The organism is Pseudomonas sp. NBRC 111131 (assembly GCF_001320525.1).
GTDB classification, from domain to species: Bacteria; Pseudomonadota; Gammaproteobacteria; order Pseudomonadales; family Pseudomonadaceae; genus Aquipseudomonas; species Aquipseudomonas ceruminis.
In genome coordinates this window covers 47,754-62,183 of record NZ_BCBH01000011.1, presented here as the reverse complement: position 1 = coordinate 62,183, position 14,430 = coordinate 47,754, and the positions used below count along the sequence as shown (strand labels likewise).

11 protein-coding genes and 1 pseudogene are annotated in these 14,430 nt (G+C 63.9%); 7 read left to right on the top strand and 5 right to left on the bottom strand.

Going from position 1 to position 14,430, the window contains the following annotated elements; genetic code table 11:
• Positions 1 to 15: 15 nt before the first annotated feature.
• Positions 16 to 2,613 carry a type VI secretion system ATPase TssH gene (gene tssH / locus APH34_RS12715; protein WP_054901375.1) on the bottom strand — a complete coding sequence of 866 codons (2,598 nt, stop codon included), beginning with the start codon at positions 2,611 to 2,613 and terminating at the stop codon, positions 16 to 18.
• Positions 2,610 to 3,509: a type VI secretion system baseplate subunit TssG gene (gene tssG, locus APH34_RS12710; protein WP_054901374.1), complete on the bottom strand. Its 900-nt coding sequence runs from the start codon at positions 3,507 to 3,509 to the stop codon at positions 2,610 to 2,612. Before tssG ends, tssH begins: the two co-directional genes overlap by 4 nt.
• Between tssG and APH34_RS12705 the strand changes: the two are divergent.
• The 6 genes and pseudogenes from APH34_RS12705 to APH34_RS12680 all read left to right on the top strand — a co-directional run.
• Positions 3,481 to 4,449 (top strand): annotated as a pseudogene (locus APH34_RS12705) (cytochrome c); the annotation flags it as partial. The gene tssG and the pseudogene APH34_RS12705 sit on opposite strands and share 29 nt — an antisense overlap.
• 155 nt (positions 4,450 to 4,604) lie before the next feature.
• Positions 4,605 to 5,627 carry a LacI family DNA-binding transcriptional regulator gene (locus tag APH34_RS12700; RefSeq protein ID WP_054901466.1) on the top strand — a complete coding sequence of 341 codons (1,023 nt, stop codon included), beginning with the start codon at positions 4,605 to 4,607 and terminating at the stop codon, positions 5,625 to 5,627.
• 67 nt (positions 5,628 to 5,694) lie between these two features.
• Complete coding sequence (locus tag APH34_RS12695) at positions 5,695 to 6,474, top strand: AP endonuclease (protein ID WP_054901373.1); 780 nt, start codon at positions 5,695 to 5,697, stop codon at positions 6,472 to 6,474.
• On the top strand, positions 6,467 to 7,417 hold the full coding sequence (locus APH34_RS12690) for a sugar kinase (RefSeq protein ID WP_054901372.1): 951 nt from the start codon (positions 6,467 to 6,469) through the stop codon (positions 7,415 to 7,417). The genes APH34_RS12695 and APH34_RS12690 overlap by 8 nt, the downstream gene beginning before the upstream one ends.
• A 63-nt stretch (positions 7,418 to 7,480) precedes the next feature.
• Positions 7,481 to 8,773: an MFS transporter gene (locus tag APH34_RS12685; protein WP_054901371.1), complete on the top strand. Its 1,293-nt coding sequence runs from the start codon at positions 7,481 to 7,483 to the stop codon at positions 8,771 to 8,773.
• A gap of 10 nt (positions 8,774 to 8,783) precedes the next feature.
• Entirely contained in the window at positions 8,784 to 9,788 is a 1,005-nt protein-coding gene (locus APH34_RS12680; RefSeq protein WP_054901370.1) for a D-glycerate dehydrogenase, read from the top strand.
• On the opposite strand, the gene cprA is transcribed toward APH34_RS12680, so the two are convergent.
• Both cprA and APH34_RS12670 read right to left on the bottom strand, forming a co-directional pair.
• Positions 9,781 to 10,926, bottom strand: a complete 1,146-nt coding sequence (cprA, locus tag APH34_RS12675) for a cationic peptide resistance protein CprA (RefSeq protein WP_054901369.1) — start codon at positions 10,924 to 10,926, stop codon at positions 9,781 to 9,783. The two genes, APH34_RS12680 and cprA, sit on opposite strands and share 8 nt — an antisense overlap.
• A gap of 466 nt (positions 10,927 to 11,392) precedes the next feature.
• On the bottom strand, positions 11,393 to 12,580 hold the full coding sequence (locus APH34_RS12670) for an MFS transporter (RefSeq protein WP_054901368.1): 1,188 nt from the start codon (positions 12,578 to 12,580) through the stop codon (positions 11,393 to 11,395).
• A gap of 182 nt (positions 12,581 to 12,762) precedes the next feature.
• Between APH34_RS12670 and APH34_RS12665 the strand changes: the two genes are divergently transcribed.
• A complete protein-coding gene (locus APH34_RS12665) occupies positions 12,763 to 13,668 on the top strand; it encodes a LysR family transcriptional regulator (RefSeq protein WP_054901367.1) in 906 nt (301 codons plus the stop codon).
• Here the strand turns inward: APH34_RS12665 and APH34_RS12660 are convergent.
• The gene (locus APH34_RS12660; RefSeq protein WP_054901366.1) at positions 13,658 to 14,428 is read right to left on the bottom strand and encodes a substrate-binding domain-containing protein; all 771 of its coding nucleotides are present in this window, start codon (positions 14,426 to 14,428) and stop codon (positions 13,658 to 13,660) included. The two genes, APH34_RS12665 and APH34_RS12660, sit on opposite strands and share 11 nt — an antisense overlap.
• Between the last annotated feature and the right edge of the window lie 2 nt (positions 14,429 to 14,430).

Here is a 14,430-nt window from a genome sequence, read left to right as displayed (position 1 = left end):
CCTCCAGGTACTGATTCAGGCCAGGCGATAGGCGAAATCGCCATCGCTGCCCAGCTCGATCGTCAGGCGTTCGATCGGTGCGTCCTGCGCCATGCGCTCGAGCACGTGCTGGGCCAGCTCGGGCATCAAGGTGCGCGACAGGATGTTGTCGATGTTGCGCGCGCCGCTGTCGACCTCGGTGCAACGCGCTGCAATGGCCTTGACCAGCGCATCGCCGTAGCTGAGTTCAGCCTGATGGTTACGGGCAAAACGCTTGGCGATGCGGTCGAGCTTGAGCGCGACGATGCGCTCGAGGATCTGGTCCTGTACCGGGTAGAACGGCACGATGCTCAGGCGGCCGAGGAAGGCCGGCTTGAACACTCGGTTGAGCTCATCGCGCAGGTCTTCGACGATAGCCTCCGGCGTGGGCAGCGTTTCAGCGTTCAGGCAGGTGTGCATGATGCGTTCGGTGCCGGTGTTGGAGGTAAGGATGATCACCGTGTTGCGGAAGTTGATCTCACGGCCTTCGCCGTCGTCCAGCACGCCCTTGTCGAACACCTGGAAGAACAGCTCGAGCACGTCGGGGTGGGCCTTTTCCACCTCGTCCAGCAACACCACGCTGTACGGCTTGCGGCGCACGGCCTCAGTCAGCACGCCGCCTTCGCCGTAACCGACGTAGCCGGGCGGCGAGCCCTTGAGGCTCGACACGGTGTGGGCTTCCTGATACTCGGACATGTTGATGGTGATCAGGTTGCGCTCGCCGCCGTACAAGGTGTCGGCCAGGGCCAGCGCGGTTTCGGTCTTGCCGACGCCGCTGGGGCCGAGCAGCAGGAACACGCCGATCGGTTTGTTCGGGTCTTCCATGCGGGCGCGGGAAATCTTGATGCGCTTGCCGATCTCGTGCAGGGCGTGGTCCTGGCCCAGCACCCGTTCGCCGAGCAGGGCTGGCAGGCGCTGCACGGTGTCGATCTCGTCACGCAGCATCTTGCCCAGGGGGATGCCGGTCCAGCCGCTGATCACTTGGGCGATGGCGCCGGCATCGACCAAGGCGTGCACCAGTGGCTGGTCGCCTTGCACAGTGCTGAGTTCGGCGCGCAGGGCGTTGAGTTGCTCGGCATCGGCCTGCTTGGCGCTGTCCAGGGCCTTGAGCTGCTCGACCAGTTCCAGCTCTTGCTGCCATTGGGCGGCCAGGCGCTGTTCCTGGGCCTGCTCGGCCTGCAGTGCGGCCTGCAGCTCGGCCAGGCGGCGAGCATGGTCGTGGCCTTTGCCGGCTTCGTGGTCGAGCACGGCGATTTCGGCCTGCAGGTTGTCGATGTGGCGGCGGCTGTCTTCCAATGCACCTGGCTGCGATGATTGCGCCAGGGCGATGCGCGCGCAGGCGGTGTCGAGCACGCTGACTGCCTTGTCTGGCAGCTGGCGGCCAGTGATGTAGCGGTTGGACAGGCGCACAGCCTGTACCAGCGCTTCGTCCATCACCGCCACCTTGTGGTGTTCGCGCATCTTGCCGAGCAGGCCGCGCAGCATGTAAATGGCCTTGTCTTCGTCAGGCTCTTCGACTTTGACCACTTGGAAGCGGCGGGCGAGGGCGGCGTCTTTCTCGAAGTACTTCTTGTACTCGGCCCAGGTGGTGGCGGCGATGGTGCGCAACTCGCCACGGGCCAGGGCTGGCTTGAGCAGGTTGGCGGCATCGTTCTGCCCGGCTTGGCCACCCGAGCCGATCAGGGTGTGGGCTTCGTCGATGAACAGGATGATCGGGTGCAGGCTGCGCTTGACCTCTTCGATCACCGCCTTCAGGCGGTTTTCGAACTCGCCTTTTACCCCGGCGCCGGCTTGCAGCAGGCCCAGGTCGAGGGTGTGCAGGGCCACGTCCTTGAGCACCGCCGGTACATCGCCCTGGGCGATGCGCAGGGCCAGGCCTTCGACCACAGCGGTTTTGCCGACCCCGGCTTCACCGGTCAGGATCGGGTTGTTCTGGCGGCGGCGGGTGAGGATATCGACCATCTGCCGCACTTCGAACTCGCGGCCGAGCACCGGGTCGATACGGCCGTCCCGGGCGCTTTGCGTGAGGTTGACGGTGTACTGGTCCAGGGCAGGGGTCTTGCCACCTACCTTGCCAGCGCCGGTCACCGGCGCAGCTGGGCTGGCCAAGGGGCTTGCCAGCTTCGATTCGGCGCTGCCTTCGACCAGTGCCGCCAGGTTCAGGCGCAGGTCGTCGGCGTTGACCTTTTCCAGCTCCGGTACAGAGGCGATTACCACACGGCGCAGTTCGGCGTCGTCGAGCAACGCTTGCAGCAGGTGGGCGCTGCGCACCTGGCCGACACCGTACTCGATCGAGGCCAGCACCCAGGCCTGTTCGATCATGCGGGTGATGTGCGGCGACAGCGCTGGCGTGCGGGTGTTGCCCTTTTTGAAGGTGCCCAGGGCGGTGACCAGTTGCGCCTGCAGACGCTCGGCCACCACATCGTAGTGGCGCAGGATCACCGGCAGGTCGCTGTCGCTGTTGTCGAGCAGTTGCAGCAGCAGGTGCTCGACCTCGACGTCATAGTGGTGCTCCGACAGGCACAGGGCCGCCGCGCTTTCAGTGGCCGTGCGGCTGGTTTCGTTGAGCTTGGCGAACAGAGACTTCAGGTTCACAAGGCGACCCCATCGTAAGGAATGTGGAAGACGGCGCAACGCGAAGGCTCCGCGTCACGGCCAGGGCGTTTGAGCCAGCCCAGCCAGCCCAGCGCGACATTGCCGCTGCGGCCCAGCTGGGCGCGCGGCACGGCCTCGCGCTTGAGGCGAGGGGCAATTTCGAAGTCCAGCTCGGCACCTATATAGAAGCGCACCAGCTCGACCAGCTTGTTGTAGCACTCGGTGCCCGGTTGAAAACGCTGGTAATCGGCCAGGGCCAAGGGGCCCAGGTCGATGCGGATGCACGACTGGTAATCCCACACGCGGTTGCCGGCTACGGCGCTGTGGCCGAGCTGGGCGTTCTTGCGGCCAAGCTGAGTGCACTGCTCGGGCTGCAGCTTGAGCCAGCGGCCGGCGAACTGCTTGACCTGGATCGGCAAGCCGAAATAGAAGCCCAGCATGCGCTCCAGGTTAAGCGCGTTGCGCGGCTTCTGGCTGAGCAGCCCGGCAAAGTAGCTGAACAGTTCGCGGCGCAGCACAGGTTGCGGCTGCTCGAACTTCAATTGCTGCGCACGCGGGCCCAGCCCGACGAGGTTGAGCAGGTAGCCATCGAAACCCGAGGTGCCGTTGCGCTCGTGCTCGATGTGGAACTTGTACTTTTGCCAGGCTTCGTAGAACAGCGTGGTCATGCGGTGCGAGAAGATGTCCAGGAACGCATGCGCGGCATCGTCGCGGTACTGCACGTGGCGTTCCAGCAGCAGCTCGGTGTATGGCCGCGGCAGCACACCCGACGGCCCGACCAGGCCCATGAAGGTCACCTGCACTTCCGACAGCGGCAGGCCGGCCGTCGACACCTTGCCTTCACGTTCGAAGTGCAGTTCGCTGACCAAGGATGGGAGCACGTTGTATCCCGCCATGCCGTACCCGTCCTACGCGCGGGTCAATGAGGATGACATGCGTGCCTTGTATGCCTACTTCATGAAGGGTGTCGAGCCCGTAGCCCAGCCGAACAAACCGACTGATATCCCCTGGCCATTGAGCATGCGCTGGCCGTTGGCGATCTGGCGCGGCCTGTTCGCCCCTGAGGCGAAGGCCTGGGTAGCGCCAGTGGCGGCCGACCCGGTGGTAAGCCGCGGTGCGTACCTGGTCGAGGGCCTGGGGCATTGTGGCGCATGCCATACCCCCCGTGCCTTGACCATGCAGGAAAAGGCCTTGAGCCCCGCCGAGGGCGAACAGTTCCTGGCGGGCAGTGCACCGCTGGAAGGCTGGATTGCCAAGAACCTGCGCGGTGACCACAAGGACGGGCTGGGCAGCTGGAGCGAAGCGCAACTGGTGCAGTTTCTCAAGACCGGGCGCAGTGACCGCAGCGCCGTGTTCGGTGGCATGAGTGATGTGGTCGAGCACAGCATGCAACACTTGAGCGATGCCGACCTCACGGCCATCGCCCGGTACCTGAAGACGTTGCCGCCAAGCAACCCGGACGACCAGCCGCACGTTTATGACAAGCAGGTCGCCGATGCATTGTGGCAGGGGGACGACAGCAAGCCCGGCGCGGCGGTATACATCGACAACTGCGCGGCCTGTCACCGTACCGATGGCCAGGGCTACACCCGCGTGTTCCCGGCCCTTGCGGGCAACCCGGTGGTGCAGACGGCCGATGCCACTTCGCTGATTCATGTGGTGCTGGCCGGCGGCACGGTGCCGGCGACGCATACGGCGCCGTCGAACTTCACCATGCCCGCATTCGGCTGGCGCTTGAGTGACCAGGAGGTGGCTGAAGTGGTGAACTTCATTCGCACGAGTTGGGGTAACCAGGGCAGTGCGGTATCGGCGGGGGATGTAAAAGCATTGCGCTGACGGCAATGCGACCCTTGTAGGCGCGGCCTTGAGTCGCGCCTACAGCCGGGGGTTGTAAAAATGGCGACGAACGGTAGATGACGAAAGGCTTGGGTTTTGGTGTATTGAAACCGGTTTCATTCATCGGCACCGATAACAATCACAAGGGATCCGCCATGACCGACGTGCCTGCCCATCCCCGCGAGCGGGTGACCATCAGCGAAGTGGCACGCGTCGCTGGCGTATCCAAGGCCACGGTGTCCCGCTACATCGGCGGCGACCGCCAGCTGCTCGCCGAGGCGACCGCCAAGCGCCTGGAGGCGGTCATCCAACGCCTGGGTTATCGACCCAACCAGATGGCCAGAGGCCTCAAGCGCGGCCAGACACGCCTGATCGGCATGCTGGTGGCGGACATCCTCAACCCCTATTCAGTGGCGGTGATGCACGGTGTCGAAACCGCCTGTCGCCAGCACGGCTACAGCCTGGTGGTGTGCAACACCAACCGCGATGACGAGCAGGAACGCCATCACCTGGCGGCCTTGCAGTCGTACAACGTCGAGGGCCTGATCGTGAATACCCTCGGTCGTCACCCTGGCGAACTGCTCAACCTGCAACGCGACATTCCCATGGTATTGGTGGACCGGCAACTGCCGGAGCTTCAGGCCGACCTGGTCGGGCTGGACAACGCCGATGCCATCGAACAAGCCCTGGACCACCTGCAGGCGCGTGGCTACCGCGACATCCTTGCCGTCACCGAACTGCTCGATGGCACCAGTTCCCGGCTGGCGCGGGTACAGGCATTCACCACCTCGATCAGCCGCCGTGCCGGCATGCGCCAGCAACTGCTGGAAATAGATGCCGACCTGCCAGCCAGGCTCGGTACCTTTCTCGACAGCAACGGCCACGGCCCTCAAGCCATCTTCACCTTCAACGGCGTTGCTACGCTTGCGGTCACCCGGTTGTTGCATGACGCAGGCTGCAACCTGTTCCAGGACGTTGGTCTGATCGCCCTGGATGAGCTGGACTGGTACCCGCTGGTCGGTAGCGGCATCACGGCACTGGCACAGCCGACCGAACGCATCGGCGCGGCAGCCTTCGAGTGCTTGCTCGGCCGTTTGCGTGGCGAGCACGGGGCTGCGCGGCGCATCGATTTCAAGGCCGAATTGATCATCCGAGGTTCTACCCACTTACGTGAATAAACGGCGTGCAGCATCGCGGGTCGTTGCTGCGCACGAAAATGAAACCGGTTTCATCAGGACAATAACAATGCACAAGAACCCCGTTTCCATCAGCCTTTCCAGTTACGGTGCCAGCGTGGTCCGGCAACGTGGCCAGGCAAGCTTCCTGGGGCTGCTCGCAGCCGCTGGGGTGGCGCGTGTCGAATTGCGCGAGGAGCTGTTCGACGAGGCCCCGGACGCCGCCGCACTGTCTGCGGCAATTCAGGCGTCTGGCCTGGAATGCCTGTATTCATCCCCCCTGGAGCTCTGGACCCCAGCGGGCCAGCCAGACCCACGCCTGCCTGCCAAGCTGGCGCTGGCCAAGGCGCTGGGCGCCGTGGCGCTAAAGGTGTCCCTGGGGCACTACCAACCCCATTGCGACGTCGCCTCCCTGAAGCCATGGCTCAACGCCGACGGCCCGGTGCTGTTGGTCGAGAACGACCAGACTCGGCATGGCGGTCGCATCGCGCCGCTGTTGCACTTTTTCCAACAGGTTGACGCACAGGCGCTGGCGCTGGGCATGACCTTCGACATCGGCAACTGGCACTGGCAGTGCGAGTCGGCTGCTGCGGCCGCCCGGCAGCTCGGCCGCTGGGTACGCTACGTGCACTGCAAGGCAGTGCAGTGCGAAGCGTCGGGGCGCCTGGTCGCCGTGGCGCCCCGTGCTGCGGACCTGGCAGCCTGGGGCGAAATGTTCAAAGCGTTTGCCCCTGGGCTGGTGCGCGCCGTGGAATATCCGCTGGTCAGCGATGACTTGCTGGCGTTGACCCGCGACCAGGTCGCGCATCTGGCCAGGCTTGGCCTGAGCAAGGAGGTGAGCCATGCCTGAGCATGATGTGCTGTGTTTCGGCGAGACCATGGCCATGTTCGTAGCCGAGCAGGTGGGCGATCTGGCCAGCGTGGGCGGATTCACCAAGCGCATTGCCGGTGCCGACAGCAATGTGGCCATCGGCCTTGCCCGGTTGGGCTTTCGGGTACGGTGGTTGAGCCGGGTGGGCGATGACTCGCTGGGCCGCTTCGTACTGGCCAGCCTGCGCCAGGAAGGGGTGGACTGCAGCAGCGTCGAGGTCGATGGCCGCCATCCCACGGGGTTTCAGCTCAAGGGCCGTTGCGACGATGGCAGTGACCCGGTGGTGGAGTATTTCCGCCGCCACTCCGCGGCCAGCCACCTTTCAGTGGCGCAGCTCACCCCAGCGTTGCTCAAGGCCCGCCACCTGCACGCTACCGGCATTCCGCTGGCGCTGTCGCCTGGCTGCAGAGCGCTGTCCCACGCGCTGGTGGAGGGCATGCGCGCAGCCGGGCGCAGCATTTCTTTCGACCCCAACCTACGCCCGTCGCTGTGGCCTGACCACGGGAGCATGGTGCGTGAAGTGAACGCGCTGGCGCTAAAGGCACACTGGCTGCTGCCCGGGCTTGACGAAGGCCGCCTGCTGAGCGGCCAGAAAACCCCGGCTGACATTGCGGCGTTCTACCTCGACCGTGGCGTGGAACATGTGGTGATCAAGCTGGGCGGCGAGGGCGCCTACTACCGCAATGCCCGTGGCGAAGGGCAGGTGGCGCCGGTACCGGTGGTGAACGTTGTGGATACCGTAGGTGCAGGCGATGCCTTTGCCGTTGGCGTCGTCAGCGCGTTGCTCGAAGGCCGCCCGTTGGCGGAGGCGGTGGTGCGTGGCAACTGGTGCGGCAGCCGCGCCGTGCAGTCGCCGGGCGACATGGAAGGCTTGCCGCTGCGCCACGAGCTGGAGGCGCACGAACTGCGCAGAAGTGCCTGAACGTCTGATCGCCGGTACGCCGGCCCTGTTGCGACAAAAACAACAAGCTCAGGAGAAACAGTCATGCAATCGACAAGCCTCGCGCCACGCCGTTGGTGGTACATCATCCCGATCGTGTTCGTCACCTACAGCCTGGCCTACCTGGACCGTGCCAATTATGGCTTTGCCGCTGCCTCGGGCATGGCTGATGACCTCAAGATCACCCCTGCGCTGTCCTCGCTGCTCGGGGCGCTGTTTTTCCTCGGTTATTTCTTCTTTCAGGTACCGGGGGCGATCTACGCCGAAAAGCGCAGTGTGAAGAGGCTGATTTTCGCCAGCCTGATCCTCTGGGGTGGCCTGGCCACCCTGACCGGGATGATCAGCAATGTGTACGTGTTGATCGGTATCCGTTTCCTGCTGGGCGTGGTCGAGGCCGCTGTGATGCCGGCGATGCTGGTGTACCTGTGCCATTGGTTTACCCGTGCCGAACGCTCGCGCGCCAATACCTTCCTGATGCTTGGCAACCCGGTGACCATCCTTTGGATGTCGGTGGTATCCGGTTACCTGATCAAGCAATTCGACTGGCGCTGGATGTTCATCATCGAGGGCCTGCCTGCGGTGTTGTGGGCGTTCATCTGGTGGCGTCTGGTGGACGATCGCCCAGCCCAGGTGAGCTGGTTGAGCGAACAGGAAAAAGCCCGGCTGGAACAGGCGCTTGCCGCTGAACAACAAGGCATCAAACCGGTGAAGAATTACCGCGAGGCGTTTCGCTCACCGCAGGTCATCGTCCTGTCGCTGCAGTACTTTTGCTGGAGCATCGGTGTGTATGGCTTCGTGCTGTGGCTACCGTCGATTCTCAAACAGGCGGCCAACGTCGATATCGTCCAAGCCGGCTGGCTGGCGTCGGTGCCTTACATGGCGGCAGTGCTGGCGATGATCGGCGTGTCCTGGGCCTCGGACCGGCTGCAAAAACGCAAGCGCTTCGTCTGGCCGCCGTTGCTGGTGGCCGCGCTGGCCTTTTATGGCTCGTATGCGCTGGGCACCGAGCACTTCGGGTGGTCCTACGCGCTGCTGGTCGTGGCCGGGGCCTGCATGTACGCCCCTTACGGGCCGTTTTTCGCCATCGTGCCGGAGATTCTGCCGAGCAACGTTGCTGGCGGGGCCATGGCGTTGATCAACAGCATGGGCGCGCTGGGCTCGTTCGGCGGTTCGTGGCTGGTCGGTTACCTCAATGGGGCAACCGGCGGGCCCGGTGCTTCGTACCTGTTCATGTCGGGGGCGCTGCTGACGGCAGTGGCGCTCACGGCCATTCTGAAAACCGCTCAGGCACCTGGCCAGGCCAAGCGCCGCCGCCAGCGCCTGGCAATGAACCCATAGGAAACTGGCCATGAAAAAGCGGATCGTCCTTTACAAGCGTTTGTCCGACGCGTTGCTGGCGCGGCTGCACCAGCACGTTGAGGTCACCTACGTCGACACCACCGGTAAAGACGGGCTGGCACGGCTGCGCGATGCGCTGCCCGGCGCCCACGGGCTGTTGGGCGCAAGCCTGCGGCTGGACCACAGCCTGCTGGACCTGGCGCCGCAGCTGCAGGTGGTGTCGAGCGTGTCGGTCGGGGTCGATAACTACGACATCGCCGAGTTGACGCGCCGTGGCGTGTTGCTGACCAACACGCCCGATGTGCTGACCGAGACCACGGCCGATACGGGTTTTGCCCTGATTTTGGCGAGTGCACGGCGGGTGGTGGAGTTGGCCAACTGGGTACGCGATGGGCATTGGCAAGCCAACCTGGGGCCGTCGCACTTTGGGTGTGATGTGCATGGCAAGACGTTGGGCATCGTCGGTATGGGCCGCATTGGCGAGGCGCTGGCACGGCGCGGCGCGGCGGGCTTCGGTATGCGGGTGCTCTATCACAGTTCGCGGCCCAAGCCAGAGGTCGACGCCCGCCATGGCGCGCAGTACCGCAGCCTCGATGCATTGTTGAGTGAGGCGGACTTCGTTTGCCTGACCGTGCCGCTGAGCAGTAGCACTGAAGAGTTGATTGGGGCGCGAGAGTTGGCGCTGATGAAGCCCGAGGCGATCCTGGTGAACATCGCGCGCGGGCGTGTGGTGAATGAACGGGCGCTGATCGACGCCCTGCGTGAACAGCGCATCCGTGCCGCTGGGCTGGATGTGTTCGTGCAGGAGCCTTTGCCAGTGGACTCGCCGCTGCTGCACTTGGCCAATGTGGTGGCCACACCGCACATTGGCTCAGCCACGCAGGAAACACGCGAGGCCATGGCACGGTGTGCGGTGGAGAACCTGTTGAGCGCACTGGCCGGACAGCGGCCGGCGAATCTTGTGAATGAGCAGGCCTGGGGGAACGGCCAACCCAATAACACGATCGCTACTTGAAGTCCCACTGCATCTGGGTAGCGATGCTGACACCGGTGGAAGATTTCACGCACACATCCAGGTAATCGGTGAACCGCGGTGGCACGGCGATACCTTCCTCCAGCAGGCGGCTGTTGTCGAACAGGTAGTTGAGGTCGGCAAAGCCGCTGTACAGGCGCAGGGCACGCAGTACCAGGCGCGGGTTGGCGGGGCCGATGCGGGCTTCGAAATCCTGGGCCAGGGCCTTGAGGTCATCGACGTTGACCTTGCGGTAACGCTCGCCCACAGGCGCTGCGCCATTGGCCTGGGCGAATGCCCGGTCGATCTCGGCAAAGGTGCAGGCCGCCTGGTGGCCGGCAGAGATGTGGTAGAGGTTGTGTTCAAGCTGTGGCTTGAGCGTCAGGCCAATCAGCGCCTCGGCACAGTAGTCGACGGGGATGACGTCGATCTGCTCGTCCAGTTCGCAGGTGAAGCTTTCCAGGGCGAAGCCCATGCGGAAGACCCAGAAAATGCTCGCCGAAGCCTGGCAGCCAAGGGTGCGATGGCCCACGACAATGGACGGGCGCGCCACCACCAACGGCAGGTGCGGCAACTGGTCGCTCATGCGCCGCTCGATTTCGGCTTTTGAAGCGGTGTAGTCCACCAGTTGCTGCTCGGCGGCCGGAAACTCCCACGACTCGCTGATCGGCGACTGCTGCTGCGGGCCACAGCTCATCGCCGTGCCAACATGCAGGAAGCGCTTTAGGCGTGGGGAGCGGCTCATGGCCTCCGCGAAGGCATAGGTGCCTTCGACGTTTACCGGCCAGATCGTTGGGTTTTTCGAGAATGACGCCACCGCAGCGCAGTTGATGACCCGATCGATCTGCATCAGGCGCGGCAGCTCCTGGGCGATCCAGCCCGTGTCGAGGAAATCGCCGCAGATGATCTGCTCAGCGCTCAGCGCCTGGCAGTCGCTGTCGGCCACACCGTGCTGGCGCAAGTTGTCGCGAAGGCGCATGAGCCCTTGTTCGCGGCTGTCGGCGCGCACCAGAAACCGCAGGTCGGCCCCTCGGCCATTGGCGATCAACTGTGCGGCCACCGAGCCGCCAAGAAAGCCGGTAGCGCCGGTAAGCAGAATATGTTCTTGATCAAAGGTGATCAGTGGGGCTGGCGCGTTCATAAACTTCCTCTAAAAGTTTATCGGACTTGTCTTCGAGACGAAGGCACAGGCGGAGCAAACCTTTGAGGTTGCCCGGTATATTTTTCAAAAAGCTCAAAGCGCCTGGTGCAAAACCCTATGGGATCGCGCCAAGGCATGGAAACCCTGGCTTGCAGCGTTGAGCGAGGGCGATTGTCCACGCCTTTAGAGGGAACTTACAATTGGTGGGAGGCAGATTTCATATGAAACAAAGTTAATGAGGCTATGGGCATGCCTTTATTAAAATTATCTCATGTTGAATTGAAGTGTTTATTTAAACGCGGCAATAGAAGTGCGAGACGATTCTACCGCAGACATGGTAGTAAGCGAGTGAGGAAATTGTGAAAAATATGCCCTGTTATTGAGCGGGCGATGAACAGTGCACAATGCGCTGAACACTGGTCGGTAGCCGAGGCGCCAGCGGCGCCCCAGCCAGGGCGAAAGGCGTCTAGTGGCCGCCTTTCATGCGCCGCGCCGCCAGGTAGATACCCAGGCCGGCCAATGCCGCTGCTGCGCCGATGTAGCCGGTGCTGGTCCAGCCTAGCCCGGCGCTGATGGCCATGCCGCCAAACCACGGCCCCAGCGCATTGGCCAGGTTGAATGCGGCGTGGTTGGATGCGGCCGCCAGGCTTGGTGCCTCGTGGGCAATGTCCATCAGGCGGATCTGCAACGGTGCGGCCAACGCGATCATGGTGCCCACCAGGCCGATCCCCAGCAGAATGCTCCACAGCGAGTGCGCGGCAAACGTGAAGAACAGCAGCACCGCTGTCGACCACACCAGCACAATGCCAACGGCGCGGAACTGCAGGCGGTCAAACAGCTTGCCTCCGGCAATGTTGCCAATGATGCCGCCCACACCGAAGGCAGCCAGGCCAAAGGGGATCCATTGCGGGGAAACCTGGGTCACCTGCAGCATGGTCGGCGCCAGGTAGCTGAAGACGCAGAACATCCCAGCGAAACCGATGGCGGCGATGGCCAGCGCCATCCACACTTGGGGCAGGGTAAAGGCCTGCAGCTCCTTGCGCGGGTCACTGCGCGCTTCATCACGGCGCTGTGGCACGAAGCGCCACACCAGCGCAATGGTGCACAGGGCAATCAACCCAACCAGCACGAAGGCCGAGCGCCAGCCGAAATGCTGCCCCAGGAAGGTGGCCACCGGGTTGCCCAGTAGCATCGCCAGGGTCAGCCCCATCATCACCCGGGCCACAGCCCCCGCACGCTGATTGTTGGGCACCATGCTCGAGGCCACCACGGCAGCAATGCCGAAGTAGGCGCCGTGGGGCAAACCACTGATGAAGCGGAAGGCCACCAGGCCGCTGAACGAAGGGGCGAATGCCGTGGCCAGGTTGCCGATTGCATACAACGCCATCAACAGCAGCAGCATGTGCTTGCGCAGCAGCTTGGCGCCGAGTATGGCCAGCGCTGGGGCGCCGACCACCACGCCCAGTGCGTAGGCGCTGATCGCGTGGCCTACCTGCGGCTCGCTCAATTGCAGGTTGCTGGCAATATCCGGCATCAGCCCCATGATTGCGAACTCGCCGGTGCCAATGGCGAAGCTGCCCAACGCCATGGCCGCTTCCATCTTGCCGATAGCGCCTTTGGAAACGGCTACCGGTGGTAATTCCTGAACAGACATCTGGATCCTTACTGAAACATGCTGAAACGTTCAAGTCCGGATCATAGACAATCCGCGACAGGTCCGTCGAGGAAGGCCGGCACATGGCAGCGGATCCTCTTCGGGGGTGCTGTAACATTTTGCATTAATTGTGCGGACTCATAAAATGCGTGCATCAATCCGCTGGTATTTGAGTGCGCGCCATGGCCATCAACTTCGATCTCAACGACCTGCAGGCGTTTCGGGCAGTGGTGGATCACGGCAGCTTTCGCAAGGCCGCCGAGGCCGTTCGGATCTCGCAGCCGGCGTTGAGCCGGCGCATCGAAAAGCTTGAGGATGCGCTGGGCGTCCGGCTGTTCGAGCGCACCACCCGTAAAGTCAGCCTGACCCAGGCCGGGCGTGGTTTCATGCCCAGTGTCGAGCGGTTGCTGGATGACCTGGACAGTGCACTGCTGGGCATCAGCGAAGTCGCTTCGACCCGGCTGGGCCAGGTCACCGTCGCCTGCGTACCCTCGGCAGCGTACTACTTCATGCCGCGGGTGATCGCCCATTACCATCGGCAGTTTCCGCGTATCAAGGTGCGGGTGCTGGACGCCAGCGCCCACGATGTGCTGAGCGCGGTGGTCGATGGCGAAGCGGACTTCGGCTTGAGTTTCATGGGCACCCTGGAAGCCGACGTGGAGTTCGAGCCCCTGGTGCAGGAGGCCTACGTGGTGGCCTGCAGGCGCGATCACCCGTTGGCCGGGCGCAGCAGCGTCAGTTGGGAGGAGTTCTACCAGCAGGACTACATTTCGTTGGGCAAGACCTCGGGCAACCGGTTCCTGCTCGACCAGGCGCTCAGTGGCATCGTGCCCGAGCGCCAGAGCATCTGCGAAACGCGCCACGTGACCACCATGATCGGCCTGGTGGAGGCCGGCCTTGGGGTGGCTGCCGTGCCGTTGATGGCGATGCCGGCGGCGGAGCACCCGATCCTCACCCGGGTGCCACTGACTGACCCCGAGGTGATGCGCAGTGTCGGCTTGATCAAGCGCCGGGGGCGGACACTGACCCCGGCGGCGATGGCATTGGAGCGACTGGTGGTGGAGATGAAGACCGCCGTCAGCGACTGACCGAGTCCAGCCCTGTGGCCTGCACCGTGGCCTGGGCCGCAGGCGAGGCCAGGTAATCGAGCAAAGCACGGGCCTGGCCCGGGTGCTGTGCATCGACCGGGATGCCCGCAGCAAAGCGGGTCACCGATTGCACCGCTTCAGGCAGCTTGCCCACAAAGCTCACACCCGGCACTGGCAGCAGCTCGCTGACCTGCTGCAGGCCCAGTTGGTACTCACCGTTTGCAACCACAGAGGCGATCGGCACTTTAGGCACCATTGTGGCGGTGTGCTTGAGTGGCGCATCGACGCCCAGGCGCTTGAACAACTGGTTCTGCACATACACGCCGCTGGCGCTGTCCGAATACGCCACCGACCTGGCCGCAAGCAGCGCCTGTTTCAGCCCCTCCACGGAGCTGATATCCGGCTTCGGCGCGCCGGCGCGTACTACCACGCCAATGCGGGAGTCCGCCAGCTCCACCCGCGATGCGGGGTCGACCTTGCCTTGCCTGATCAGCTCATCGAGCGCATACCCCACCATGATCACCACGTCGGCATGCTCGCCGCGCGCCAGGCGGTTGGGGATGGCCTCGGGGGCCTGGCCCATCGAGGGGCCAAGCGTGGTTTCCAGCGTGTTGCCGCTGGCCTGGGCGAAGCGGGGGCCTAGCGCCTGGTACGCGGCCGTGAAGCCCCCAGAGGTCATCACCTTGATCTGTTCCGCCTGGGCCAGCGTGGCCAGGCCTGCACCGGCCAGCAGCGCAAGGCTTTGCAATAACGTGCGCATGT

What these genes read in the sequence shown, in the direction of transcription:
- APH34_RS12665 (WP_054901367.1), top strand. Translation starts at nt 12,763, where the DNA reads ATGGCCATCAACTTCGATCTCAACGACCTGCAGGCGTTTCGGGCAGTG.
- tssG (WP_054901374.1), bottom strand. Translation starts at nt 3,509, where the DNA reads ATGGCGGGATACAACGTGCTCCCATCCTTGGTCAGCGAACTGCACTTC.
- APH34_RS12700 (WP_054901466.1), top strand. Translation starts at nt 4,605, where the DNA reads ATGACCGACGTGCCTGCCCATCCCCGCGAGCGGGTGACCATCAGCGAA.
- APH34_RS12680 (WP_054901370.1), top strand. Translation starts at nt 8,784, where the DNA reads ATGAAAAAGCGGATCGTCCTTTACAAGCGTTTGTCCGACGCGTTGCTG.
- APH34_RS12695 (WP_054901373.1), top strand. Translation starts at nt 5,695, where the DNA reads ATGCACAAGAACCCCGTTTCCATCAGCCTTTCCAGTTACGGTGCCAGC.
- cprA (WP_054901369.1), bottom strand. Translation starts at nt 10,926, where the DNA reads ATGAACGCGCCAGCCCCACTGATCACCTTTGATCAAGAACATATTCTG.
- APH34_RS12660 (WP_054901366.1), bottom strand. Translation starts at nt 14,428, where the DNA reads ATGCGCACGTTATTGCAAAGCCTTGCGCTGCTGGCCGGTGCAGGCCTG.
- APH34_RS12685 (WP_054901371.1), top strand. Translation starts at nt 7,481, where the DNA reads ATGCAATCGACAAGCCTCGCGCCACGCCGTTGGTGGTACATCATCCCG.
- APH34_RS12670 (WP_054901368.1), bottom strand. Translation starts at nt 12,580, where the DNA reads ATGTCTGTTCAGGAATTACCACCGGTAGCCGTTTCCAAAGGCGCTATC.
- APH34_RS12690 (WP_054901372.1), top strand. Translation starts at nt 6,467, where the DNA reads ATGCCTGAGCATGATGTGCTGTGTTTCGGCGAGACCATGGCCATGTTC.